The 26192-nt window shown below is 32.9% G+C and carries 19 protein-coding genes; 12 read left to right on the top strand and 7 right to left on the bottom strand.

Annotation, left to right across the window (positions count from 1 at the left end; genetic code table 11):
- Nucleotides 1-4: 4 nt before the first annotated feature.
- From KWG70_RS12750 to KWG70_RS12735, 4 genes are all read left to right on the top strand, one after another.
- Nucleotides 5-844, top strand: coding sequence for a sterol desaturase family protein (locus KWG70_RS12750; protein ID WP_230936425.1), 840 nt, complete (start codon nucleotides 5-7; stop codon nucleotides 842-844).
- Complete coding sequence (locus KWG70_RS12745) at nucleotides 841-1719, top strand: glycerophosphodiester phosphodiesterase family protein (protein WP_230936424.1); 879 nt, start codon at nucleotides 841-843, stop codon at nucleotides 1717-1719. Before KWG70_RS12750 ends, KWG70_RS12745 begins: the two co-directional genes overlap by 4 nt.
- 249 nt (nucleotides 1720-1968) lie before the next feature.
- On the top strand, nucleotides 1969-2619 hold the full coding sequence (locus KWG70_RS12740) for a hypothetical protein (RefSeq protein ID WP_230936423.1): 651 nt from the start codon (nucleotides 1969-1971) through the stop codon (nucleotides 2617-2619).
- A 143-nt stretch (nucleotides 2620-2762) separates the two neighbouring features.
- Nucleotides 2763-3164, top strand: coding sequence for a hypothetical protein (locus KWG70_RS12735; protein WP_230936422.1), 402 nt, complete (start codon nucleotides 2763-2765; stop codon nucleotides 3162-3164).
- Nucleotide 3165: 1 nt separating this feature from the next.
- Here KWG70_RS12735 and KWG70_RS12730 read toward each other — a convergent pair whose 3' ends face one another.
- On the bottom strand, nucleotides 3166-4452 hold the full coding sequence (locus KWG70_RS12730; protein WP_230936421.1) for an exo-beta-N-acetylmuramidase NamZ family protein: 1287 nt from the start codon (nucleotides 4450-4452) through the stop codon (nucleotides 3166-3168).
- A gap of 22 nt (nucleotides 4453-4474) precedes the next feature.
- Between KWG70_RS12730 and KWG70_RS12725 the strand changes: the two genes are divergently transcribed.
- Nucleotides 4475-5713 carry an ABC transporter permease gene (locus KWG70_RS12725; RefSeq protein ID WP_230936420.1) on the top strand — a complete coding sequence of 413 codons (1239 nt, stop codon included), beginning with the start codon at nucleotides 4475-4477 and terminating at the stop codon, nucleotides 5711-5713.
- Between the two features lie 64 nt (nucleotides 5714-5777).
- Nucleotides 5778-6758 (top strand): PLP-dependent cysteine synthase family protein, encoded by a 981-nt coding sequence (locus tag KWG70_RS12720; protein WP_230936419.1) that lies wholly within the window; start codon nucleotides 5778-5780, stop codon nucleotides 6756-6758.
- A gap of 74 nt (nucleotides 6759-6832) precedes the next feature.
- Here the strand turns inward: KWG70_RS12720 and KWG70_RS12715 are convergent, their stop codons facing one another.
- Entirely contained in the window at nucleotides 6833-8401 is a 1569-nt protein-coding gene (locus KWG70_RS12715) for a tetratricopeptide repeat protein (RefSeq protein ID WP_230936418.1), read from the bottom strand.
- A 6-nt stretch (nucleotides 8402-8407) separates the two neighbouring features.
- Complete coding sequence (locus tag KWG70_RS12710) at nucleotides 8408-10063, bottom strand: coiled-coil domain-containing protein (protein WP_230936417.1); 1656 nt, start codon at nucleotides 10061-10063, stop codon at nucleotides 8408-8410.
- Nucleotides 10064-10320: 257 nt separating this feature from the next.
- Here KWG70_RS12710 and KWG70_RS12705 point away from each other — a divergent pair, with 257 nt between their 5' ends.
- Together KWG70_RS12705 and KWG70_RS12700 are read left to right on the top strand one after the other, a co-directional pair.
- Nucleotides 10321-11133 (top strand): AraC family transcriptional regulator, encoded by an 813-nt coding sequence (locus KWG70_RS12705; RefSeq protein WP_230936416.1) that lies wholly within the window; start codon nucleotides 10321-10323, stop codon nucleotides 11131-11133.
- Nucleotides 11134-11199: 66 nt separating this feature from the next.
- Nucleotides 11200-12507 (top strand): WD40/YVTN/BNR-like repeat-containing protein, encoded by a 1308-nt coding sequence (locus KWG70_RS12700; protein ID WP_230936415.1) that lies wholly within the window; start codon nucleotides 11200-11202, stop codon nucleotides 12505-12507.
- A gap of 8 nt (nucleotides 12508-12515) precedes the next feature.
- Here KWG70_RS12700 and KWG70_RS12695 read toward each other — a convergent pair whose 3' ends face one another.
- The 4 genes from KWG70_RS12695 to KWG70_RS12680 form a co-directional block, all read right to left on the bottom strand.
- Nucleotides 12516-13565, bottom strand: a complete 1050-nt coding sequence (locus KWG70_RS12695) for a nucleoid-associated protein (RefSeq protein WP_230936414.1) — start codon at nucleotides 13563-13565, stop codon at nucleotides 12516-12518.
- 120 nt (nucleotides 13566-13685) lie between these two features.
- The gene (locus KWG70_RS12690) at nucleotides 13686-15242 is read right to left on the bottom strand and encodes an OmpA family protein (RefSeq protein ID WP_230936413.1); all 1557 of its coding nucleotides are present in this window, start codon (nucleotides 15240-15242) and stop codon (nucleotides 13686-13688) included.
- A 122-nt stretch (nucleotides 15243-15364) separates the two neighbouring features.
- Nucleotides 15365-17797, bottom strand: a complete 2433-nt coding sequence (locus KWG70_RS12685) for a ribonuclease HII (protein ID WP_230936412.1) — start codon at nucleotides 17795-17797, stop codon at nucleotides 15365-15367.
- A 27-nt stretch (nucleotides 17798-17824) separates the two neighbouring features.
- Nucleotides 17825-18427 (bottom strand): ribonuclease HII, encoded by a 603-nt coding sequence (locus KWG70_RS12680; RefSeq protein WP_230936411.1) that lies wholly within the window; start codon nucleotides 18425-18427, stop codon nucleotides 17825-17827.
- 203 nt (nucleotides 18428-18630) lie between these two features.
- Between KWG70_RS12680 and KWG70_RS12675 the strand changes: the two genes are divergently transcribed.
- From KWG70_RS12675 to KWG70_RS12660, 4 genes are all read left to right on the top strand, one after another.
- Complete coding sequence (locus KWG70_RS12675; RefSeq protein ID WP_230936410.1) at nucleotides 18631-21672, top strand: SusC/RagA family TonB-linked outer membrane protein; 3042 nt, start codon at nucleotides 18631-18633, stop codon at nucleotides 21670-21672.
- A 12-nt stretch (nucleotides 21673-21684) separates the two neighbouring features.
- Nucleotides 21685-23181: a RagB/SusD family nutrient uptake outer membrane protein gene (locus KWG70_RS12670; protein WP_230936409.1), complete on the top strand. Its 1497-nt coding sequence runs from the start codon at nucleotides 21685-21687 to the stop codon at nucleotides 23179-23181.
- Between the two features lie 18 nt (nucleotides 23182-23199).
- Nucleotides 23200-23967 (top strand): hypothetical protein, encoded by a 768-nt coding sequence (locus KWG70_RS12665; RefSeq protein ID WP_230936408.1) that lies wholly within the window; start codon nucleotides 23200-23202, stop codon nucleotides 23965-23967.
- Nucleotides 23968-24078: 111 nt separating this feature from the next.
- Complete coding sequence (locus KWG70_RS12660; RefSeq protein ID WP_230936407.1) at nucleotides 24079-26055, top strand: putative porin; 1977 nt, start codon at nucleotides 24079-24081, stop codon at nucleotides 26053-26055.
- Nucleotides 26056-26192 lie beyond the last annotated feature (137 nt).

The following is a 26192-nucleotide window of genomic DNA, read 5'->3' as shown; positions in this document are numbered from 1 at the left end:
ACTATTGGAATCGATTGTCACTTATTTTGAAACTATACCATCGCTACATAGGAGTTTGATTCTTGTAGGTGGATTAACCTTATTTTGGCTTCTCGAAGGCACATTACCACTATTTAATTTTAAATACAAAAAATGGAAACATGCGGTTCCAAATTTATTTTTTACACTAACTACCATCATTATTAATTTTGGTTTAGCATTTATGTTAGTTAAAACAGCAGATTGGGTTAAGGTTAATGATTTCGGGATCATCAATTGGATTCCTAATTTACCACTTTGGGCTTATGTACTCTTGGGTGTTTTGCTTTTGGATTTTATTGGTGCGTATCTCGCACATTATGTTGAGCATAAGGTGAAGCCACTTTGGATGGTGCATTTAGTGCATCATACAGATCATAATGTTGATACAACTACGGCAAATAGACATCATCCATTAGAAAGTGTTATTCGTTTTGTGTTTACGTTGATTGGGGTCTTTATTATTGGTGCTCCAATTGCCATCGTCATGTTATATCAATCGATGTCTTTGGTCGCAACTCAGTTTAGTCATGCCAACATCAAATTGCCTAAAACGATAGATAAAGCAATTAGTTATGTGTTAGTTTCTCCAGACATGCATAAGGTTCATCATCATTATATGTTACCTTATACTGATTCTAACTACGGAAATATCTTCTCCATTTGGGATCGACTCTTCGGAACGTTCATGACTCTTGATAGAGATGCTATTGTTTATGGTGTTGATACTTTTCCAGATGAAGAGGCTAACGGTAAAATAGGAGAGCTCTTAAAACAACCATTTCATAAATACAGAAAACCTACAACTATTAATTCTTCTGAATGATGCGTTATCTATGGTTGTTATGTGTTATTTGCTTAACGAGTTGCAATTCTGATGAGGTATTCGATATTCAGGGGCATCGTGGCTATAGAGGTCTCTATCCAGAAAATTCATTACTTGGGTTTAAAAAAGCACTAGACTTAAATATTCAAACCTTAGAGTTAGACGTTGTCATCTCTAAAGATTATGAAGTCGTCGTATCTCATGAACCATTTATGAGTCACGAGATCGCTTTAGATCCCTTCGGAAATGAGATTCTTAAAAATAACGAAACGACATTCAATATGTATGCTATGACCTATGATAGCATTAAGCGATATTACGACTGCGGAACTAAACCTCACACAAGATTTCCATTGCAAGAAAAAGTAAAGCTCTCTAAACCATTGCTTGAAGAAGTGATTGATTTGGGTGAACATAAATCAAACCAAACTATTAGATATAATATTGAAATTAAAAGTAAACCTGAATATGATGGTATTTATACACCTCAAGTTAACCATTTTGTTCAGCTGGTTCTTAATGTAATTAAATCTAAAGGCGTCGAAAATAGAGTCATCATACAATCTTTTGATTTGAGAGCATTAGAGGAAGCGAAAAGGCAAAATGAAACGATACAAATAGCGCTGTTGGTCGACGAAAATGAATCGATAGCGACAAAGCTTTCGGCTCTATCTTTTAGCCCTGAAATTATTAGCCCAAATTTTAAACTCCTAAATCAGCAGATCATTTCAAATTATCAAGAAGAAGGGTTTAAAATTATTCCATGGACCGTAAATGAGATAGGCGATATTAATCTAATGATTGACTATAAAGTAGACGGAATCATATCAGATTATCCCAATCGAGTTCTTCAACTTAAAACATTAAAAAAGTAATAGAAATGTTCGTTTAAGTGTTCATTTTTAAGGGTTTACGTAATTTTAAATTCAAATAAAATATTTGATTTTTTGTAGTTTATCTATTTTTTAGGTCAAAATTTTCTGTTCGTCGTTGGTTTGCCTTCTTTTAACTAACAACTTAGATTCTAGTCTTAGTCTATTTTAACTTTGTAGTATATTATTAATCCAATTCCCTCAAAAAGAGGTTGGAATTGTTTTTAGTTTAATCTTTAAATGACCCCAATCATGAACAAGTTAACTATCCTTGGCGTGCCAATACATCGCCTATGCGTTATAGTGATGTTTCTACTTATGAGCAGTATCGTTTTTGCTCAAGAAGAAACCTACACTACTATTCGAAAAAATGTAAATCCATTAGCATTTGATTTAGATCACAATCTGTCGAGCTCTCAAGATTCTTTAGTACTTGAAAACAAGTATTTATTTAAGAAGGTACGTTTTCTCAATAATACTATAGAAAAGGTATTTGAGTTTAAACCAGCTGTTAAACGTGTAAAGATTCCATTAGATGAATTACCTTTAGGTAGCTATACCGTTATGTTCTACCAAGCAGATAAGATTATCGTTTTTCAAATTGATAGGATATTACCATTTGATTATAAGTCTGCATTAGACACGAGAGTTGCTCTAAATGATGAATTAATTAAAAAAGTGACAGATACCACCATATCATCAGATGTTATCAATCATACTTTAGATTATGATTCAGCTAACCTTAGTTTGACAATTGCTAATGCTGATAATGGATTTGAAACTTTGCAAATGCAGGCTAAAAGAGCCTATAATATTTCAGATCCCAATCGCTCTAATATGATATCTAGAGTCGAATATAGGCGTACGCATCTTAGACCAAACGGAAAACCTTATACTGATTAATCTGTGAGAAAATGCTTTACTTCGGTTTTATTTACCGTTCATGGAGTTTTTTGCTCGCCAACCGAAAAAGAAATTAGTTTTAAGGTTCGGGATTATAAAAATGCTATTAGTTCAAGTTTGTTGACGTTAACCAACGTTTATAAATGAAAACAGTATTTATTATAATCTTTTTTAGTTTAACCACTTCGTTAAACTTTAGTATTCAAGCCCAAAATGACTTTGCAAAGCTTGAAAAAAATGTCAACACAAGAGCCAAAGGTTTAATTCAAGAACTCAATTCCTCTAAAGATACATTAATCCTTAAAAGCGATACAATAATCAATAAAGTGTATGCTGTAAGTTCAGATTATGAGCGTGAAGTAGATATGACTATCAACAAAAAACACATTGAGATTCCACTTAATAACTTGTCAAAAGGAAAGCACGTTTTTGTTGCTGTACAATCTCCAATACGTATCGTATTTGTTGTTAAGATCTTTAGAGATAATGAATGGCTAGTGGCCATGGAGAAGGAGCGACTTGCTTCTAAGAACGAGAAAAAATAATCTAGTCATAAACCAAATACTTTGCTCTAATTTTTTTAAATGCGTCGAGGCCTTTAACCCAAGTGTCCTTAATCTCTTTTTGAGACATACCAGATTCTATTTGCGATTGTAGTTCTTTTGTGCCTGCAAGCTTGACAAAGAAATCATTAAAAAAGACAGATTTGTCGATTGAGTTTTTATAGGCACGAATGAGGTAGTTTAAATCTAGCGTGTTCATTTTTTCGTGCGCACTCAGATCCTCACCATAACATAGCACTCCATCATGCTTCGGATATTTAGTGCCTTCATTTGGTGATGGAATATATTTGAAATTGTAAACGGTTTTGTCTAGATACGGACTTCCATAAATCTGAAATTGCTTAGATGTACCACGACCAGCATTAACATTAGTGCCTTCAAAAAAACAAAGGCTAGGGTAAAGATTAATACTCGTATCATTTGGTAGATTTGGTGATGGTTTTATAGGTAAACCATAAGTCTTATTATGATTGTAGTTTTGCATTTCAATTACAGTAATATCACAAGTAATCCCTTTTTTAAGCCAACCTTCACCATTAATCATTTTGGCATATTCACCTATGGTCATACCATGTACAACAGGTATGGGATGCATACCCACAAAACTCTTATGTTCTGATTCTAAAATAGGACCATCAATATAGTGACCATTTGGATTTGGTCTATCTAAAATAAGCATAGGAATATTAGCTTCGGCGCAAGCCTCCATTACATAATGTAAGCTAGAAATATAGGTGTAAAAACGTGCACCAACATCTTGAATGTCAAAGACAACTAGATCTAAATTTTCCAATTGTTCTGCTGATGGTTTTTTGTTTTTTCCATAGAGAGATATAATTGGGATTCCCGTTTTGGTGTCAATACCATCTTTAACTACCTCTCCAGCGTCTGCTTTACCTCTAAAACCGTGCTCTGGAGCAAAAACCTTAGTTACATTAATATTGTCATAGTTGTGTAAATAATCAACCAAATGATACATCACAGAAGTGCTTCCCATAGTAGAGCTATCAATTGCGCGACGTTCTAAAATGGTCATTACTGAAGTTTGATTAGCTACAATTCCAATACGTTTTCCTTTTAATAATGGCAAATACAAATCAGTTCTATTTGCTCCAACTACAATGTTATCATTTAATTTTGAAGAATTATCGTCCTTAACTTGATTTAAGCTCTCATTATTTTTTACAGAATCTCCATTAGTTTTATTTCCGCAGGAAATCAAGACCAAAACAATCACAATAATTATTGGGAAAACCCTATTTTTGAACATCGATAAACGCATTTTTTAAATTTTGAATTACGAGTTTTTTATAGCTAAACGCATTATTGGTAGTAAAGCGTATAAAAGTAGTGTTTCGGCACCAATAATAAAAATTGGTATTGCTGCAATTACGATTGGTATGATTGTGATGCTTATTGCAATTGCTACCGGTTTAGGGCTTCAAAAAAAAGTGCGGGAAAAGGTAGTTGCTTTTAATGGTCATCTCACTATAAATGAATTTAATAGCAATGAGTCAAATGAGTCTTTTGTTCCTATTTCTATAGAGCAAGATTTTTACCCTAAGTTTAATTCTATAGAAGGCGTTAAGCATATTCAAGCTGTAGCTACAAAATTTGGTGTGATTAGAACCGAAACTGATTTTGAAGGTATTGTGCTCAAAGGTGTAGGTACAGATTACGACTGGACCTATGTTCAAGAATTTTTAGTTGAAGGAAAATTACCAACCTATGAAGGTAAGCTAAGTAATGATGTGGTCATCTCAAGTTATTTGGCAAATCGATTAGGGTTTAAGCTTGGCGACCAATTTCAGACAGTTTTTGGTAAAGAGAGTATTGATGAGATCCCTTTCCAACGAACTTTTAAAATTGTTGGGATCTTTAATTCTGGATTTCAGGAGATTGATAAAACTTTTGTGATTGGTGATCTCAGTCATATTCAGCGTATGAATAAATGGGCAGCAACACAAATTGGTAATTTTGAAGTGTACCTTGAAGATTTCTCTCAACTGACCCAAATGGAAAAGAAAATTAGGGACAATACACCATCTCTTTTAAATACACAAACCATAGAAGAGAAATTTGATACTACGTTTGAATGGATCAAAATCTTTGACAAAAACACCTATGGAATTATTGCTATTATGATCATAGTAGCTGGAATTAATATGATTACTGCGCTATTAGTACTCATTTTAGAACGTACCCAAATGATAGGGATTTTAAAGGCCTTGGGTAGTAGTAATTTGAGTATAAGGAAGATGTTTTTGTATAATGCGGCATATTTGGTTTGCTTAGGGTTATTTTGGGGAAACTTAATTGGTCTCGCACTTTTATTTGCTCAACAACAATTTGGATTACTGAAATTTCCAGATCCAGAGCAATATTATGTGTCTATCATCCCTGTTCATATAGGATTGGATTATATTATTTTGCTTAATCTAGGAACCTTTATCGCCTGTTTCCTTATGCTACTGATCCCTTCAATAATTATCACAAAAATTTCTCCTGTTAAAGCGATTCGATTCGAGTAATTTTCCAAAGAAAACCTAGTTAAATCTTGAGTTTTGTCTATTTTTGCATCGCAAAATAAATTAAATGGACTACGCAGAAAATATATTAGGTACAATTGGTAATACACCTCTCGTAAAATTAAACAAACTAACAGCAGATTTACCATGTTTGGTATTGTCAAAATACGAAACTTTCAATCCAGGCAATTCGGTTAAGGATCGTATGGCATTAAAGATGATTGAAGATGCAGAGGCTGATGGTCGTTTAAAACCTGGAGGAACTATTATTGAAGGTACTTCAGGAAATACAGGAATGGGTTTAGCCTTAGCAGCTATTGTTAAAGGTTACAAGTGTGTTTTCGTAATTAGTGATAAGCAATCTAAAGAAAAAATGGATATTCTTCGTGCTGTAGGTGCCGAAGTTGTCGTATGTCCAACAGATGTTGAACCCGATGATCCAAGAAGTTATTATTCGGTTTCAAAGCGTTTAGGTGAGGAGACACCAAATTCTTGGTATGTGAATCAATATGATAATCCGAGTAATGCCACTGCACATTACGAAAGTACTGGTCCGGAAATTTGGAAACAAACCGATGGAAAAGTTACCCATTTTATTGTTGGAGTAGGTACAGGTGGAACGATTTCTGGTGTTGGTAAATATTTAAAAGAACAAAACCCTAATGTGAAGGTTTGGGGAGTAGATACTTACGGAAGTGTTTTTAAAAAATACCATGAGACAGGTGTTTTTGATGAAAATGAAATCTATCCTTATGTCACTGAAGGTATTGGAGAGGATATCTTACCAGAAAATGTTGATTTTTCAATTATTGACGGATTCACAAAAGTAACCGATAAAGATGCTGCAGTCTATACGCAATTACTAGCCAAAGAAGAAGGAATGTTCTTAGGAAATAGTGCAGGAGCTGCTATAAAAGGTGTACTGCAATTGAAAGAACACTTTACTAAAGATGATGTTGTTGTTGTGTTGTTTCATGATCATGGCAGCCGTTACGTTGGTAAAATGTTTAATAATGATTGGATGCGTGAGATGGGGTATATAGAGTAACTTAAGATAGACTTACGATAAAAAAGAGTGCTTTTGCACTCTTTTTTTGTTTTATGAATTTTGAAATAAGTGTTTTAAAGTTTTACTCCAAAGCTTCCTTGAATTATTAATTCTTCATTAAGGTATGAAGCTCCACCAGAAATTATGATTCCGCCTAATCTTATCATGATACCAGCTTCGGGGAAATAATTTATGTTTTTTTCACCTTCAATAGAGAAATATATTGGTTCACCATCATTATCAATTAATCGTTCTCTGTAAGATGCGCCACCTCCAATATATATCCAAATAGGGTAAAGGACAGGGAAAGATGTTCCAATACTTAAAGAGCCAATAGCTTCTTTAGCTTCATTTGGGATTTCAGTAAGTGTATTATCACTTTTTTCGAAATTGGCTTCTGTTACAAATGTGGGATTTACTCTTAAGTTAGCATACCATCCTAGACCTCTATGATTTAGTTTTCCGAATGAGAGTCCGAAATTTTCGTCTAGTTCATAAACACCAGATAGAAACCCTGAACTTCTTCTTTTTAAACGTCTTGTTGATTTTGAGATACCTTTTCTCGCTACTTCATTATTCTCTTCAGAATTCGAATACTTCAAAAAACCATTAAAATAAGTTATCGTTGAAGTCCATTGTTTATTTTTTAGATTTTCTTTGCCTAAGGAAAAATAATAATCTTGTACATATTGATTTATAGTACTGATGCTGTCGTCATTTGGAAAGCGCTTCTTGTATTTATCATAATACTTTAATAATTTGGATTCATTACTTTTTTCAAATGCGTCTTTAGCAATAGACTTATATGAGTTTGATATTATTGATTTTGCATTTGAAATGTGTTTTCCTCTAGGATATTTATCTGCATAGTCTTCCATAATTTGAATCTCATTACTAATGTTGGCTTCTTGCCACAGACGTTCTTCTTTACTGTCATTTATTTTATCAGATGCAACTTGGTTGTTAAATCCTGAATTTAAGGCCTTTTGGTATTCGTTAATAGCATCACTAAATTTGGATTTATTGTAGTATTCATCACCTAGTTTTATGGCATCCGTATATGTGTTCTCACTTGAGATTTCAGGTGTTTGATTTAGTTTTTTTATGATATTTTGGGCTTCAATTTCATTTTTAAAAGCATCGTCTTTTAAGATGGTAATTGCTTTCTTGTACTCCTTTTGTTCGATATACAATTGTACGGCATTTAAACCGTATTCTAAGTTAGATTTATCTTCTTGCCATGCGCTTTCCCATTGTTGAGCGGCTGCATCTGATTGATTATTATCTTCAAGGCTTTTTGCGTTTTCAGCCGTGTTTTTTGCTTTGCTAGATTGGTTAATTGAGCTATCTAATTCGTTAATTTTTTTTGTCAATTCATCATCGGCAATTAACCTAGCTTTGTTTAAGTATTGTAAGGCTTTTTGTTTTTGTTCTAGTTTAAAAAAAGCATATGCTGTATAATAATAACCTTCTCCTTTATTTGGATTTGCTATTAATAAATCGGGAGCAAGAAGTAATACCTCGTCCCATTCATTTTTATTAATATGATTTTTGATGTCGTTCTCTGTAGTTTCAAAATCAAAGGTTTGACCATTAATAAATTGAGTACAAAGAAATAAACAGAGTAATATGATTCGTTTCATTATAGTTTAGTTAGCGTTAAAATTTCCAAGAATGTCACTGTATTTGTAAGAGTATCTGCTTTTTTTGAATGTAGAAAGGTCTTGATCTGAGATACCACCTACAAAGCGATTATAAACAGTTTTATAATAATCATATGCTTTTACGCATTCGCCTGTTTGATATGTGACGCTATTATATTTATTAATAGATGTACAACTAATAAGTCCATTGGCATTTGACCATATTTTAGACACAATATCACTTCCCCAGCATGAAGCACCACTTTGTTTGCAGGCACTCATTAAGCGTAATCGTTCATCTTCAAGAGTGTTAGAGTAGGATTTTATTTTTTGTCTAAAACTTGCTTTTTTTGTTTCTATAAGTCTTATAAATTCTTGAGTTCTATGTTTTCTTCCTTCTAATGCATCTCTAATAATTTGTCGTTTTGCTTCAAAAGCTTTTTCTATTTCCAGAACATATTTGTTTTGCAGTTGAGGTAAGTTTATTTGAAGTTGCCAAGCTTCGTCATCTAAGATTTTAATTTCATTTTCAATAAGCGTTTTTTGTCTTCTGAAAGTTTCTGTTCTTTGTTTTAAATCTTCTTTTATAGAATTTATTTGCCTATCCAAGTCTTTATGGATGACGAGCAAACTATCTAATTCTTGTTGATTGTATTTGGAAGTTTTTTTGAGTTCGCCTTTAATTTTAGAGCGCTCATTTTGCAAGTCTCTCAATTCTTTTTTAATTGGTTTATTGTTTGAGATTAAAGCAGTTTCGAGATTAATGAGCTCTCTTTTCTTGTTATTAATTTGATCTTTTGTGGTTTTAATGTCTTTTTCATTTTGCAACCTTAAGCGTTCACGAGCATTATCTCTTGCTAACTTTTCTTCTTCATCAAGCTTCTGGAATTTTGCATCTATTAGTACTGTTTTTAACTCTGAGAAATTCTTTTCAGCAACCATGTACATAATATCTTTAATCAATGATTGTTGCGATTTCTTGGCTTGTTCTTCAACTAGAGCGACATATTTTTTACTAAGCTGAGCAATACGTTTTCTTAGAGCTTGATTTTCGGCTTGAATTTCATTCATCTGGGTATTGAGATTATCTCTTTTTTGCGCAAATTCATTATCTTCAAATTGAAATTTTCTTAACTCTTCGTTTTTGGCAAGTAAGGCATTTTGATACTTATTCAAGTCTTTTGTGATTTTATCAAATTCTTTTTGTACTAAAGCATTGTATTCTGCCATTGCTTCTTGTACCGATACAAGATACCAGTGATTTGCAACACAAATTGGAGGAGGTCCACCTGCACTGCATCTACCAGGATTGTATTCTTTGTAACCGCTTTGCGCTGATTTTAACCTATTTTGCCATGAAGAGCTTGTTGTGATTTCATGTTTTTTATTTTCTATTCTTTGAGCAACTTGAATTTGATTTACTATGGTTTGTTGTTGTAAGTTCATTTGCTCTTGAGTGAGTCGTTTCAATTTTAAGTCTTCTGAAACATAAGTGTCCATATGTTTTCTATTCAGTTTAGCCATTCTTTCACTATTAGCGTTTTCTTGCTTTGCTAGTGATTCTATGGTAGCGAGTGTTCCTGATCCAGCTGTTTGAGCATGTGTATTTGGACATGACAAAATGACTAATGTAAAGTAAAACAGGAGAAGAAAAGTTTTCATAGTAAGTTACCGTTTTTAGTTAGCCAAATTAATTTGAAATTCAAGTGGCATACAATACCTATTACTGGGTATATATAAGTTTAACTTGATAAGAAGCTATTATGAAGAAGCTCTCTTGGCTATATAGATTAACTACGTCAACATGAGATAACAATTTTAAAGCCTACCATATATTGGATTCTATTTATACTAGTGAATTAACTTTATTAAAGAGAAAATTTAGAATTTCTTATATTTAGTACTAAGTCGTTTAACTAATGAAATTCTATAAGTATAAAGCATCAAAATCACTTGAGCATCTCATTGCTTATTTCTGGACGCTCAAATCATCACACAAGGATGCTTTTAATGTGTCTTACAGGTTTGTGCCAGATGCTTATGTAGATTGGGTATTTCATTTAGGTGTGCCTTGGCAATGTCATTTTCCAGATATAAGTTCTCAATCGCAAACAGGGCAATTTCACGTTTTTGGTCAAATAAAAAAATACGTTGATTTGCTGCTTCCAAATGGAGAATTGGATGTTTTTGGCGTAAAGTTTCATCCATGGGTAGCCAATAAGATATGGAAGATTGATATGCATTATCTCACTAATAGTTGTTTAAACTTAAATGACCTGGATCTTCCAAAGATTGAAGAATTGCAAGAGCGTGTTTTTTTGGCTCAAAATGTAAAAGATAGAATACGTATTGTTGAGAATTACCTCGAGCCATATATAAGTTATAATGATAAACAGAGTTTGAAAACAGTTGTTAGAACAATAGATATTCATACACAATCATTAGAGAGTTCAATACAATATTTTGGACAAAGACGACTTCAGCAACGTTTTAAAAATGAAATGGGTATTTCTCCTAAACTTTTTATGAGAACAATGCGCATAAACAACGTTATTGAACAAATGAAAGTAAATCCCAAACTATCATTAACGCAATTGACATATGAATACAATTATTTTGATCAAAACCATTTCATTAAAGATTTCAGGCTTTTTACGGGATATAATCCCACAGCTTTCCTGAAATCTATTAAACCTGACGGAGATATTCTAAATCTCCGTGCTTCTGGTTAGTTTCGCTTTTTTACTATTTCTCAATAAACTCAGATTGTACTTTGTAGGCATTAAAGAAAGCTACAAATGAAAGTAAAATATCTAATTAGAAGCCTTAGTTTTTGTCTGTTATTTCTATTTTCAAATACATCTTTTTCACAGAATTGGCAAACGCTAAATGCTAATACATTAAGTTGGCGTTTTGAAGACTTGCAGTTTGTTAATACGGAAATAGGCTGGGTTGTTGATGGTGGCGGACAAATATTAAAAACAATAGATGGTGGCTTAACCTGGAGCCAACAGTATTATGATAGCAATCAGTATTTCAGAAGTATTGAGTTTTTTAATGAAGATATAGGCTTTGCTGGAACGCTCGCAAATGGTAACCCTAATGTGACACTATTAAAAACTGTGGATGGAGGAGAAACTTGGCAAGATATATCTTCAAATTTACCTGCTAATGTCCCTGGAATTTGTGGCATGCATGCGGTAAATGAAAATACTATTTTTATAACAGGTGTTTTTTATGGTTCTGCGTATATCATGAAGTCTATAAATCAAGGCGATTCGTGGATATACATAGATATGGGGAATTTATGTAATGGATTAGTTGATATCTACTTTAAGGACGAAAATATCGGTTTTGCAGCTGGGCAAAGTGCTCAAGGTACAGGTTTAACGGGGACTATTGTTAGAACTGAAGATGGAGGAGAAACCTGGAACCCAGTTGTGTTAGGGAATAATTCTAATCAGCGTATATGGAAAATTCAACAATTAAACGATGATGTTATGTATGCTTCGGTTGAAGCGTTTACATCTACACCCGAATATTATAAATCTGTAGATGGCGGCTCAACTTGGGAATTAAATTCAGTAACATCTGCAGGTGTTTCTGGAACAATACAAGGGATAGGTTTCTTAAATGAATCTATTGGTTGGGTAGGAGGTTTTGATACGTTTTTATATGAAACAACAGACCAAGGTCAGAGTTGGGAATATAAACCTACAATTGGCACGAGTTTTAATAGATTTCAGCGTGTTAATGATACTCTTATGTATACATCTGGAGTAAATGTATACAAATACGTTGATGCTAATCAATTAAGCGTCGATGATTTTGAAGTTGTTAAACCCAAAGGTCATAACATGCGTATTTTAAAATCTAATATTGTTAAAAATAGAGCAGTGTTGGAGCTAGATTTAATAAATAACACCTATTGCGAGTTAAGTATTTATAATGATGTTGGACAGCGACTTAAAACAATAATTCAAGGAATGAGAAATGCTGGAATTTATGAGATTCCTTTTGAGGTAAATTCAATTGCAAAAGGCTTATACTTTATGGTGCTTTATACGTACCATGGATACGAATCTATTAGATTTGTAATCGATTGATAACTCGTTTACCCTTCTTCATTAAAAAACACTTTGTAATAGTGCATTTTTTTCTCTTCATCATAGCCGCGTTCTAAATATTCTGCAGACGCATCTGGAGCATCGACATCCAATTTGATTTGAATATTGGTATCTAATTTGATTTCTGTTTTAATTTTCTGCTTTTGCTTTTTTAGTACTTTTTCAGAAACATCAAACTGATTTCTTATGAGAACGTTATGATCGCTTTCATATGTTTTTTTGTAATCTTCAAATAACTGAATGGTATCTTCCTTTTCAAAGACTTCTTCCTTAAATGATTCTATATTTACAATGTCATGTTCTTTAAAAAAGTCGACTGTTTTGGCTAAAAAATTACTTTGTTCTTGTCCGCCAAATTGTGGTTGCATGATGTCTTTTGAAAACTCTCGACACATCTCAATGTAATGTTTAGTGTGTTGATTAGAATCGTCTGGATATTTGATATTCAAAAAACTCTTAATCCAATACTGTGCGTCATAATTGTTGTTATCTACACTCAATACTATTTTACCCTCAGTATCTGCAGCGTTTAAAATTAAAACACCTTTATCTACTTTTTTTGTTGCGATTCCTTTTTGAGTGATAATATCATAACTTCCATTTTCTAAATACGTTTGAAAGAAATGCGATTTGTTTTCAATTTTAAAAATACCGATAGCATCGGTTTGATAATCTTCATATTGGATGTCATGAAATAGGCATATGATGACATCTCCAGTCTTTATTTGTGCAGAATTTGATTGTTCAAACAAATGCATTACAATATGTTTGGAAATGTCTACAAAGTCTGTGTCATCTTGTAATAATTGTGAAGCATAACTATGTATTTCATTAAGCTCAACATTAGAATGGTGATTGAACCTGTACGATTCGGCTAAACTAGTAAACGGTCGTAATAAATACGGAAGCATCAAGTCGTAACTTACCTCTTCAAAGTCAATAGGTTGTTCTGAAAAAGCATTTTTAGTACTATTAAATTTGTTACCAACCTTATGAAGAATACACTTAGAAATTGATGCTTTATTACGTTTGATCATGACAAAAATTTAGAGGCACAATACTACTAATTTTGTTATTAATAAATAAGAAAACGCCAAAGAAATACTCTTTGGCGCCTTCATAAAGACTGAGGCATCGATTTGGTTGCCTTAAATACGTTATTGTGCTATGAATTCTACACGACGGTTTTGTGCTTTACCTTCTGGAGTCGAATTGTCTCCTACTGGCTCGCTTTCTCCTTTTCCATCTGAAATGAGCCTGCTTGAATCAATGTTATAGACTTTGATTAGTGCTTGTTTAACAGCTTCGGCTCTAGATTTCGAAAGTTTTATGTTGTTTTCATCTGTACCATCAGCATCTGTGTGACCTATAATCTTCAATTGTATAGTCGTATCTTGCTGTAATACCTGCGATATTTGACGAATGATACCATAAGATTGCACTTGGATATTAGATGAGCCCGAATCAAAAAGGATACCATTGGTAGAGATTTTGCCTTCAGCGAGTAACTTACGTCTAAGATCAACGCCTCCTTCGGCAACTTTTAAGTTTTTAATAAATACGCGCTCTTCACCATCTTTAAAATTATTGATATGGAATTTGATATGATTGAGTACGTTTGGGACTTCAATAAATCTAGGAATATCAACATATTTTGTTTGATTGACCCATAGTCTATAACGTTTTTTAGTAACAGATATTGAAATATGAGGCTGGTTCAAAATGTCGTTTCGAATATCAGACTTTAATGCAGCTTTTATATCACCGCCACCTCTATTAAAGTAGTTGGCAACTCTTATATTAAACGCTCCAAATTGTCCAAAAGGTAATGAAACATCAGTATAATGTTCTAAGCCAGTGTTAAATTTAAGATTGTCGCTTAGGTACACATGAAATCTTGCTGTAGACGATGTTTTATTGTCCAATCCACTAGTAAGTAAGTCAAACTCGATTGTAAAATCTTCTGGAAGATTTTCAATATCAGGAACGAAAAAAAGACCATAGCCAGATTTTAGTTCAAACCAATTTTCACCTTTAATGTTTACTATTTCACCAGATCCATTGGTGTTCCACTTTGAAGGGAAATCACCAACAAAGTCTTTAGAGAAGTCATCAAAAAATAACAGTTTGTCTCCTGGAACAAAATCATATTTACTCAATATTTCAAGGTCATCAGATATATTTTTATTGTCTTCTACTTCGGAGTCATCTGTATCACTACTCGAATTCTCACTGGAATCAGAATTATTATCCGAGTCTTTGGTAGAGTTATCTGTATCATCTTTTTCTTCTTCCTCCTTGCGTTTGCGTTCACCTAAAAGAAGCTCTTTAGCAGTTTTTATGCTGTACTTCAATGCTTTTTTAGCTCTATTAATTTGTAGTGTTGCCTTTCCTTGTTTCAGTACACTTTGTCCTTTTACATCTGATAGAATATCTGGAGCACTCTCACTTAAAACAGCAAGGTCTTCTAGGGCTTCCTCTAAAACATCAATGTCGTCATCATCTAATGGTGTTCCAGCTGCCGCATAACCATCATACATGTAAACTTTATCATAAAGATCGAAAGATTCACGTACAAAATTGTCGACACTGGAGATACCAACTCTACTTTTTGGTCTTTTAATTTTTTTTGTTTGCGAGTGCGATAAAGGAGCTATAAATAGAAATGCAAAACATATTAGAACAAGTTTTGAGCATGTGAATTTATATAGCATGAGGATTATAACAAATTGATTAATAGCGTGTTTAAAGGTAATTAATCAAAGTCAAACGGCAAAGAATGATGTGTAAATAGTTGTCTTTTTTGTATAGTTGGTTAAAATAAGATTGCTGACTTTTATCTAATCTCATAAACAATGATTGCATTATCATCTCCTTTAGTAATGACTTCTAAAGCATTATCTCGATCTATATTGTTCAGCTCTAATTGTGAGTTTGCATACACTGGAAAGTTAGCGATGGGTTTAGCTTGGCTATCAAAAAGATAACCTCTTTTGGACTGTAAATCGGTTACTGTTATATATAATTTATCATTGATATAGAAAATTTTTGGAGCAGTATAATCTCCAAAATCTAATTCTATGGTTTTAGATTTTATCGTCAGTTTATTGTCATTCAGGACAACTAATGTTTTACTTGTTGTTGCAATTTTATGCTCGCTATTAGCATTTAGGTTTTTGTGGTTCACATGGCCAGATTGATTTATTTCTAGAAGTTCACCGTTTGTATTAGACGTAGTAAATCGATTATTGTAGAGGTAGATTTCGTTTTCGGAAAAACTAATATTCTCCTTAGCAGTCACTCTTCTTCTGCCAACTCGATCTAAGATTTCAATCTTGTTTCCGTGAGCAAAAACAATATAGTCTTTACGTCCAATTCTAAAGTGTTTTGGCTGAGAAGAAATTGTATTTTGAGCAGACTTATAAGTGAAGCCTGTTACAATTTTACCGTTTTTGTCATACATCGACACAGATTTGCCTTGTGTAATCATTAATCGGTAATTTTTCTTTTTATCATAGTCAAACACTGATACAGGTTGGGTGATAGGGGTGTTAAAATTCAAAGGAAAAGGCTTGACTTCTTTGCCATTTCTGTCTAAAACATAAAGACGCTTTGAAGTGTTAAAAACAAGTTGTAAGCGACCATTTTTATAAATGTCAATTTGTTTAACACCTCCAATAATTTTATCATTCAATTGTTTTTTCCAAAACACTTTTCCGGTATTGGAAATTAAATATAGACTGTTGTTTACATCTTGAACAACAATATCCATTTGATTGTTAGTATGGTTTTTTATTAGCTGAGGGTTAGATAGTAGGTCAGCGTCAATTGAAATATTGAGTTCTTCATTAACAGAATTGCTGCGTGTTTTATTTTTGTGAGTTTTAAAAACGGCATTTACATGTGCAAAGTTTGTGTCATAAACATATTGTATCGCTGATGTTTTAAATTGAGATAACTTTAATTTTTTATCGTCAGTAAAATTTGTATTTAAAATTGCATTTAACTCGGCAGAATTGCCAAAAATTAACAGAGAAGCTTCATCACTTAAATCTTGTTTTAGGTTCTTGTAAGAAACATCTTCAGATAATGTTGTGTTATTTTGATAGTTTGATATTATTGATTTCAAAAATGAGATATCATCTGAGAAAATAATGAAATCACCTATGGTTATAACGTTTTCATTTAATGATTTAGATTTTAGAACTGGATTGAAACTATTTAAAATAGAATTTGAGTTTTCTAGTTCATATATAAGGACAGATCTAAAATTGTTACCTGTATAAGAAGTGTTTAGATTTTCTAATGTGTGGGACGGATCTATAGATCTCAATATAATAGCTTCTTGTCCTTTCTTTTTTATTTGCCCAATCTCTACAATATTCTGCAGAGCTTCATATGTTGTCGTTGAATCTTGAAATTGATGTTTAATTAAATTTTGATAAAAGGTGCCATAATCATCAAATGTTACACTTTTGAAGTAATCTATGGTGGCAGGTGTAATTGCGGGAATTTGATTTTCTTGAGGTATAGTATGCTTAAATATATTGATTAAGCTTTTTGTAGAATCTGAAGCTTTAGTAATGCCATTAATGAGAATTGAGTTTTGCGATATGTCGCTGTCAATCATCGTATAATTTGAAAACTGTTTATTATTTAATGTTGAATCATTAAATATAATAGGTTTGATGTTGCCGTTTTTGTGATTGTAACAGATAGACACCATTTTTTTGGTGTCAGATGTATTTAATAAGGTTTCTAATTCTTGATCTGTCTTTTTTTTATTTGAAGCATTTTTGGTGAGTTCTAATTTATTTGAAATAAATAGAGTGCTATCTATAATGGTACTGTAAAAACTATTGTTATTAAAATGAAACTTCTTTATGTTTTGATTTGAAACAAATGATGAGTCTATTTTGAGTTCGGTGATTGAATCTGTCGAAATCCCATTTTTGGAAATGGGAATAAGAAAACTTATATCTAAGCTGTCATTTTTGTTTTTAGATACTGCTATGAGGTTGTTATTATTTTGAGTCGTATTTAATGGTATAAGTAACGAACTGAATTCTTCAATTCTAGTATAGTTTTTTATAGCTTGAATAAGTGCATTATTTTTTAAGCCATTTTCTAGACCCTCTGTAGAATTTATCTTAATTATGAGTTGCGTGTTTTCTGGAATAAGTGATATATGGCTTGATGACTTTGACTTAGAATTTTTGCAACTAACTATTAAAGTGCAACATAAAAAGACGAACCAGAATTTTTTCATGTAAAAGATTTTTACAAATATAAAAAGTTACAATTCTAATTTGAGTTGTTCTGGCAATAATCTAAAAGATTTTCTATGATATTTTGTAATGCCATATTTTTTGATTGCTGCTCGATGTTCTTTTGTGGGATAGCCTTTGTTTTGTTTCCAGTTGTACATTGGAAATTCTTTATGAATTCGTTCCATGTATTCATCTCTATATGTTTTAGCTAAGACAGAAGCCGCAGCTATAGAAAGGTATTTTGCATCACCTTTAATAATAGTTTCATAGGCAATATCATGATAAGGCTTAAACCTATTGCCATCTACAATTATAAAATCGGGAGTCGTATTGAGTTGGGCTATGGATTTGTGCATAGCAAGAATTGAGGCATTTAAAATATTGATGCTGTCAATTTCATCTGGAAATATATGGCAGAAAGAGTAAGTAATTGCTTGTTCTTCTATTAGTGGTTTTAAGGTGTTTCTTTTCTTTTCTGAAAGTTGCTTGGAGTCATTTAATATAGTATTGGTGTATTCGATAGGTAAGATAACTGCAGCAGCAGTTACAGGGCCAGCCAGACAACCACGTCCAGCTTCATCTGTACCACATTCGAATTTTGAATTTGAAAAAGATGGTTTTAGTGCCAAAGTGTTAAAGTTTGAGCAAAGTTAAAATTTTAACGCAACCTATTTAAGGTTTATGTATCTAATTACTAGTAATTATAAGGTTTTGCAAGCTAAAAATCGATTAAAGCTATTTAATTACTTGTTAACATTTTTTTAGTATAAATACTTGTTTATTTAATATATTATTAAGATGTTTGCGCTAGACTAACTCAAATAATTGTTTTATGAAATTAAAGTTAACATGGTTAATGACGCTATTTATGGCGTTTGTGATGCAACTCTCTTTCGCGCAAGAGAAAACGGTCACAGGAACAGTTACATCGGCTGTAGACGGATTTCCGTTGCCAGGTGTAAGTGTAATAGTAAAAGGAACTACACGTGGAGTTCAAACAGATTTTGATGGTAATTATTCTATCAAAGCAAGTGCAAATGAAACTTTAGTGTTTACATATGTAGGTACTAAAACTGTTGAAGAGCTTGTAGGAAGTAGATCTTCTATCAATGTTTCAATGCAGGAAGATGCAGCTGTTTTAGACGAAGTAGTAGTTACAGGGTATAGAACCCAAAGTAAAGCGACTTCGAGTGCTGCGACTGTAAGAGTAACAGCAGAAACTATTGAAAACAGACCAAATGCGAGTTTTGTTCAAACATTATCTGGTCAGGCACCAGGTTTGAATATTACAACAAGTTCAGGTCAACCAGGTGGTAATTCATTAGTTCAACTTCGTGGTGTGGCATCTATTAATGGTAACACTGAACCATTATTTATTATAGATGGTGCTCCTGTAGATGAAGACAACTTTAGATCTCTTAACCCACAAGATATTGCGTCTATCGACATCTTAAAAGATGCTGGTGCAACTGCAATTTATGGTAATAGAGGTGCAAACGGTGTAATTATCATTAAGACTCGTCAAGGTAATTTTGGAGAAGGACTTAAAGTAAACTACAACGGTTTTGTAGCTTACAGTTCACTTCAAGATAATGACTATGACTTAATGGACGCTCAAGATCTACTTCGTTATGAAAGATCTAGAGGAAATGGTGCAGGTGCTGGTAACAGTACAGGTGTGTTTAACCCTGGAAATGGAACACCATTAACAGATGCTCAAATTGCAGCAGCTCCAAACTTTGATTGGAAAGATTTCTTTTTCCGTACTGGTGTAACTCAGAGTCATACATTATCATTAACAAGTGGTAGTGAGAATGCTTCTCAGTTTACATCTATTGGTTTCCAAGATACTGAAGGTGTTTTAGAAGATTCAGATTTAAAGCGTTTTAACTTAAGAACAAACGTTTCTGGAAAATCTACAAATCAAAAATTCAGATATGGTATTAACTTAAGTATTAACTACTCTAAGTCTAATGAACCAAATAGTATTGGTAGTGGAGCGATTAACAGAAACTATGTATTAGGTGCATATGAGTCTGTTCCTTATATTACTGCTTCTGATTATACAAATGGTGCAGATTTATTATCACCATTATCATTTACAAATACACCATTATTCTTATTAGATAGACTTAGAACGTATACGCGTTTCGAGGAAGAGGTTAAAGCGATTGGTAGTATTAACTTCAGTTATGATATTACAGACTGGTTAACAGCTGGTGTTGTATTATCTGGTGATTATCAAAGTGAGTTCTTAACTCGTGCTGAAGGACCAGAATCATTTAACGCGATCTTATTCGGTGGTGCTGAAAACCCAACATCTGGTTTCCAAGATCAACAATCAACAAGACAGTTTGCTTATAACCAAGTAACGTCTTTAAACTTCAACAAGACGTTTGCAGATAAGCATACAGTAGATGTTGGATTATATACAGAGTACTTTAAAGCTCACTTTAGAACTTTTGGATACAGACAAAATGGTTTAGATCCTAAGACATTCTTCCCTGGAGATGGTAGTGGATTTATTGCTCCTGCAAACGGTTTATTCGGAGATTTTGCTAATGCTAACATCTTAAATGCAGGTTTATTCTCTTACTTTGCTTCATTAGATTATGATTATGATACGAAGTATGGTTTATCTGCGACTGTTCGTCGTGATGCATCTTACCGTTTCGCTGGTTCTAATAGATGGGCAACTTTCTATTCTGTTTCTGGTCGTTGGAATATCTCTAACGAAGCATTTATGGATGACTCAGCAATCGATAACTTAAAATTAAGAGCGTCTTGGGGTACAGCAGGTAACCAAAACGTAGCAGGTGGTGGATACTTTACAGGTCCAGATTTAACTGAAGATTTCTTCGCTACTGGTGCTGGTTATGGTAATGCTAACTCTATTGGACTAGCTCAGTTAGGTAACCGTTCATTAGAATGGGAAACTGTGACTCAAACAAACATTGGTATTGACTTTGGTGTTTGGAATTCTAGATTACGTGGTGCTATTGATGTATATGAAAAAGAAACTTCTGATCTTTTCCAAAGTACACCATTATCAGCAACTACAGGTGTAACTCAGCAAAATGCAAACACTGGTTTATTATATAACAGAGGTGTTGATTTTACTGTTGATTATGATTTATTCCAAGCAAAATCTGAAGGAGGTTTCGCAATGAATGTTGGAATTGTAGGTAACTACAACATCACAGAATTAGAAGATCTTCCAAATGCGGAAGGTGAAATTATAGGACTAGGTCGTAATGGAGGAATCTTAAATGAAATCTTTACATTACGTTATGTTGGTGTTAATCCAGCAAACGGTGAATTATTATACTTAACAGCAAACGGTGACGTTACTGAATCTCCAGATGCTGATACTGACCGTGTATGGTTAGATAAAAACTTAACTCCTGAGTGGAATGGTAGTTTCAAAGTTAATTTTGATTACAAGAACTTCTTCTTACAAACTCAATTTAACTATGTACTTGGTGTAGATCGTTTTGATAATGATTATGCAAGTTTTATAGATGAAGATGATGTAGGACAGTTTAACTTTTCAAGAGATATCCTAAGAGCTTGGTCTCAACCAGGTGATATTACAGATATTCCTTCTCCAACAGCAGCGAACAGAAACTCTTTTGGATCTGATCGTTTCTTAAGAAGTGCTGATTATTTAAGATTACGTTTTGCAAGTTTTGGATACAATGTTCCTGCTAAATATTTAGAGAACACAGGTATTTCTAATGCAAGAGTATTTGTAAACGGAGAAAATTTGATCACATGGTCTGAGTGGAGAGGTTTTGATGCTGAATCTAACGGTGGACAGAGATCATATCCAACTCCAAGAACAATATCTGTAGGATTTGAATTAGGATTTTAAAAAAAAAAACACATGAAAAAATTTAGTAAAATATTATTTGTCGGACTCTTAACAGTAGTTATGGGTTGTAACGACGCAATCGATATCAGACAGCCAGGTAGACTGGATGCACAGAATGCTTTCCGTTCGGTTGAAGATTTAAGGCTAGGATTATTAGCTGTATACAACCAATGGGATTTAACTCCTGAGATTTCATTATCTGCTAACTTTACTGATGAAGTATCAGTAGGTTTTGATAGTGGTGGACAAGGATTTGCATTATACGATTTTGTATTAAATGCAGGTAGTGCTGCTGCTCAGGATTTCTGGGTACGTAACTTTAGAGTAAATAACAGAGCAACGATTCTTATTGAAGCTGCGGCTCTAATTACTCCTGAAGCCGGTGAAGAAGCTTTATATAATAATGTATTAGCTCAAACTTATGCCATTAGAGCTTATGCAAACTTAGAATTATTAACTTACTTTAGTCCAGACCCATCTGATGACACAACTTTAGCAGCTCCTGTTGTTGATTTTGTTGCACCATTAGATTACCAGCCACTTAGAAATACAACTGGTGAAATGTGGACTTATATTAATGATGATTTAGCGACTGCTTTAAGTTTAAGTAACGAGCAATCTAATGCAACTTTTATCTCTACAGATGCTATTAACGCTATGAGAGCTAGAGCTGCTTTAACTAGAGGAGATTACGGTACTGTGCAAACTTTAGCTAGTCAGTTATTATCTGCTTATCCTTTAGCTAACACTGCTCAATATCAAGCAATGTGGTTAGATAATGATAATACGGAAGTTATCTTCAAATTAGAAAGAGCTGTTAATGATGGATATGATGGTCAAGTTAATACTGGTTCTGTTGCCACTGGTGGTGGATGGGCTGGTTCTGTATTTGCTTTCGTAGATGCAACATTATCTGGTTCTCCATATTTTGAAATGGATAGAGGTGTATTTAACTTATTAGATACTGATGATATAAGATTTGATGTAATTGTTGCACCAACATCTGTAATCAACCCTAATTATGATACAGACCCTGATCCAGTTAATACTGATATCTTAGTAATTCAAAAATACCCAGGATCTGAAGGTAGACCATTAATGAATGACTTAAAAGTATTTAGATCTTCTGAAATGTTATTAATGTTAGCTGAAGCTAGAGTTGCAACAAACAACGATTTATCTGGTGCTGCTAACTTAATTAAGCAATTAAGAGATGCAAGATTTGGTTCTGCTCAAGCAACACCATCTTATGGTTCTGCTCAAGAAGCTTACGCTGCTATCCTTGATGAAAGAAGAATTGAGCTTGCATACGAAGGTCACCGTTATAAGGATTTAAAACGTTTAGGTGTTGCTGCTAACAGAGGCGTAAACAGAGATCAAACAGATTGTACTACTCAAAGTGGAGCTTGTACATTAGCTGCATCTGATTTCAGATTTACGTTACCTATTCCAATTATTGAGATCAATGCAAACGCTGGAATTGGAACACAACAAAATCCTGGTTACTAATAAAAAATTCTTATAATTATGAAAAATAATATATTAAAATTAACCCTTGCTTTATTAGTTGTATTCTCGTACACTAGTTGTGAGGAAGACTTAGTCATCTATGATGCAGATGGTGGTCAAACAGGATTATCTTTCGCAAGAGCTTCTCAAACTATTGAGTTCTGTGCTGGAAGTGGTACTGTTACTGTAGAGTCTACAACAAGAACTAATGCAGATAGAACAATTTCTATTAATGTGAATTCTGATCTTACGTCAGCAATGGCTGGAGAATACACTGTTGCAAATTCTGTAACGATTCCTGCTGGTGAGTTTGTTGGATCAACACCTATTGATGTTGACTTTTCAGCAATCCCAGAAGGATCATCTAGAGTATTAGCATTAGATGTTGTTGCTCCTGATGGAACAGTTATTAATACAAGAGGTACAACACAGATTTCTTTTTCTAGTGCTTGTACTTTAAATGAAGTTAAATTTGACTTTGTCTTTGATAACTATCCAGAAGAAACAGCTTGGCAACTATACGATGCTGATTCTGGAGACTTTATCGATGGTGATACTGGATTTGGAAACTATGATGATTTAGAGACATTCTCTGTAACATTATGTATTCCTGATGGAAACTATGATTTCGTAGTTTTTGATCAGTTCGGTGATGGTATTTGCTGTGCATATGGTAATGGTTCTATCAATGGTAATCTTATAGCTTGTGATGGTAATTCATCTCTATTTGACCAAATTGATGAATTTGGTGGACAGATCGTTAGATCGTTCTCAGTAGGGAACTAATACGTTTCACATATAAATATAAAAAGCGACCAATTTGGTCGCTTTTTTATTTTTTTTATGATTTCCTTATTTCAGAATTATTAATTTGCACATTAATTGAATTTTATTAATATGTTCAGAACATTTATTGTTTATTTCTTTATCATTTTTTCTGTGAGTGTTTTGCATACTCAAACTTTAGAACCTAATAAAAATCTAAAAAGCAATAAAAAAGTATTGCAGCCTAATGGTTTTAATGATAGTACATCTACAAGAAAAAAGAGTAATAAAGTAAATAATAGTATTGCGAAAATTGAGCAATATAAAATCTATGATGTAGAAGGAAATGTTGAATATATTGATACATCCTTAACAATTCAAAAACAGTATAAGTTTAATTATTTAAGGAAAGACAATTTTGGTCTAATGCAATTTGCCAATATAGGTCAGACTTATAACCAATTATCTAGAGATATCTCACATGATAGGTTACTTCCTCAATTTGGTGCTAGAGCTAGGCACTTTAATTACATGGAAGTTGATTATATTAGGTACTATGAAGTGCCTACACCGTTGACTGAGTTGTTTTTTAAGACAGCATTTAAGCAAGGTCAGTTATTAGATGCATTCTTCACTGTAAATACTTCAAGGTATTTTAATTTTTCTATTGCCTATAAAGGTTTAAGATCACTAGGAAACTATCAACATGCACTTACTAGTACTGGTAATTTAAGATTTACCACAAATTACAGAACTAAAAATGGTAAGTATAAAGCTAAAGCACACATTACAACGCAAGATTTAGAAAACCAAGAAAATGGAGGTTTAAAAGAAGAAGATATACCAAATTTCACTTCTGGGAATGAGGATTTTATTGATAGAGGTGTATTTGATCCAAATTTTGAAAATGCAGAAAACATTTTAGTGGGCAAGAGGTTTTATTTAAATCATCAATATGAGATTATTCAACCTAGTGATTCTTTGGGAAGTATACTGTCATTAAAGAATATTCTCAATTTTGAAGATAAATATTTTCAGTTTGATCAAACAACTAGATCAGACTTCTTTGGAGAATCATTTAATCAAAGTAATATTAAAGATAGAGCAACGCTAGAAAATTTTCATGCAGAACTGTCTATAAATTATGCACAACCAATAATAGGTAATGTCGATTTTGGAATAGGATACAATGATATTAATTATGGCTATGATAAGGTAACTATTCTTAATGATCAGCAAATACCGAATAGGATTAAAGATCAAATACTGAATGTAAATGGAAATTATTATAATCAGTTCGATAAGTTCAGAGTTGATTTTGGTTTTGGAGTCAATGTCATTGGTGATTTCGAAGGAAATTACTTTTTAGGTGAAGTTCAATATAAGTTTAGTGAAGACTTAGATGTTAAAGGAACACTTGGAACAAGCTCTCAGGCTCCGAATTATAATTTATTGCTCAATCAAAGCGATTATATTAACTACAACTGGGACAATATATCAAACTTCAAAAATCAAAAGAACACCAGTTTAACATTTGATTTTGCTTCAAAAAAGCTGCTCGATATCTCTTTAAAGTACATGTCCATCGATAATTTTTCATTTTTTGCTACAGAAGAGGAGTCGGGTGCCGTTAAGCCTAATCAATTATCTCAATCTCTTGATATTTTTAAAGTTAGACTCGATAAGGAATTTAAGTATGGTAAGTTTGCACTAGACAATTCTATATTATATCAAAAGGTGAACGATGAAAGTAAGTCTTTGAATTTACCTGAGGTTGTTGTTAGAAATACATTGTACTATTCAAATCATTTTTTCAAGAAGAAAGCACTGTATCTTCAAACAGGAATAACATTCAATTATTTTACAGATTATTATATGGACAGTTATGATCCATTACTTGCTGAGTTTTATACGCAGAATAAAACCAAAATTGGAGGATTTCCAAGATTGGACTTTTTTGTTAATGCAAAAATAAGACAGACAAGGTTCTTTTTTAAGTTTGAACACTTTAATGCTTCATTTACAGGCTATGATTACTTTTCTGCGCCTAACAATCCTTATAGGGATTTTAATTTTCGTTTTGGTTTAGTATGGGATTTCTTTCTTTAAACCCAACTCCTAATCACTTCATAATAAGGCCTTCATGAGTATTAGGGAAAAGATTTTAAAAAAAGATTAAAAAAGGTTTGGTGGAATAAAAATAGTGGTTGTATATTTGCACCCGCTAACGAGATAAGTTGGTTACG

Origin of the sequence: Psychroserpens luteolus (assembly GCF_021032705.1) — a bacterium.
GTDB lineage: Bacteria > Bacteroidota > Bacteroidia > Flavobacteriales > Flavobacteriaceae > Psychroserpens > Psychroserpens luteolus.
Note: the sequence above shows the minus strand (reverse complement) of the source record. Positions and strands in the feature narration are given on the sequence as shown.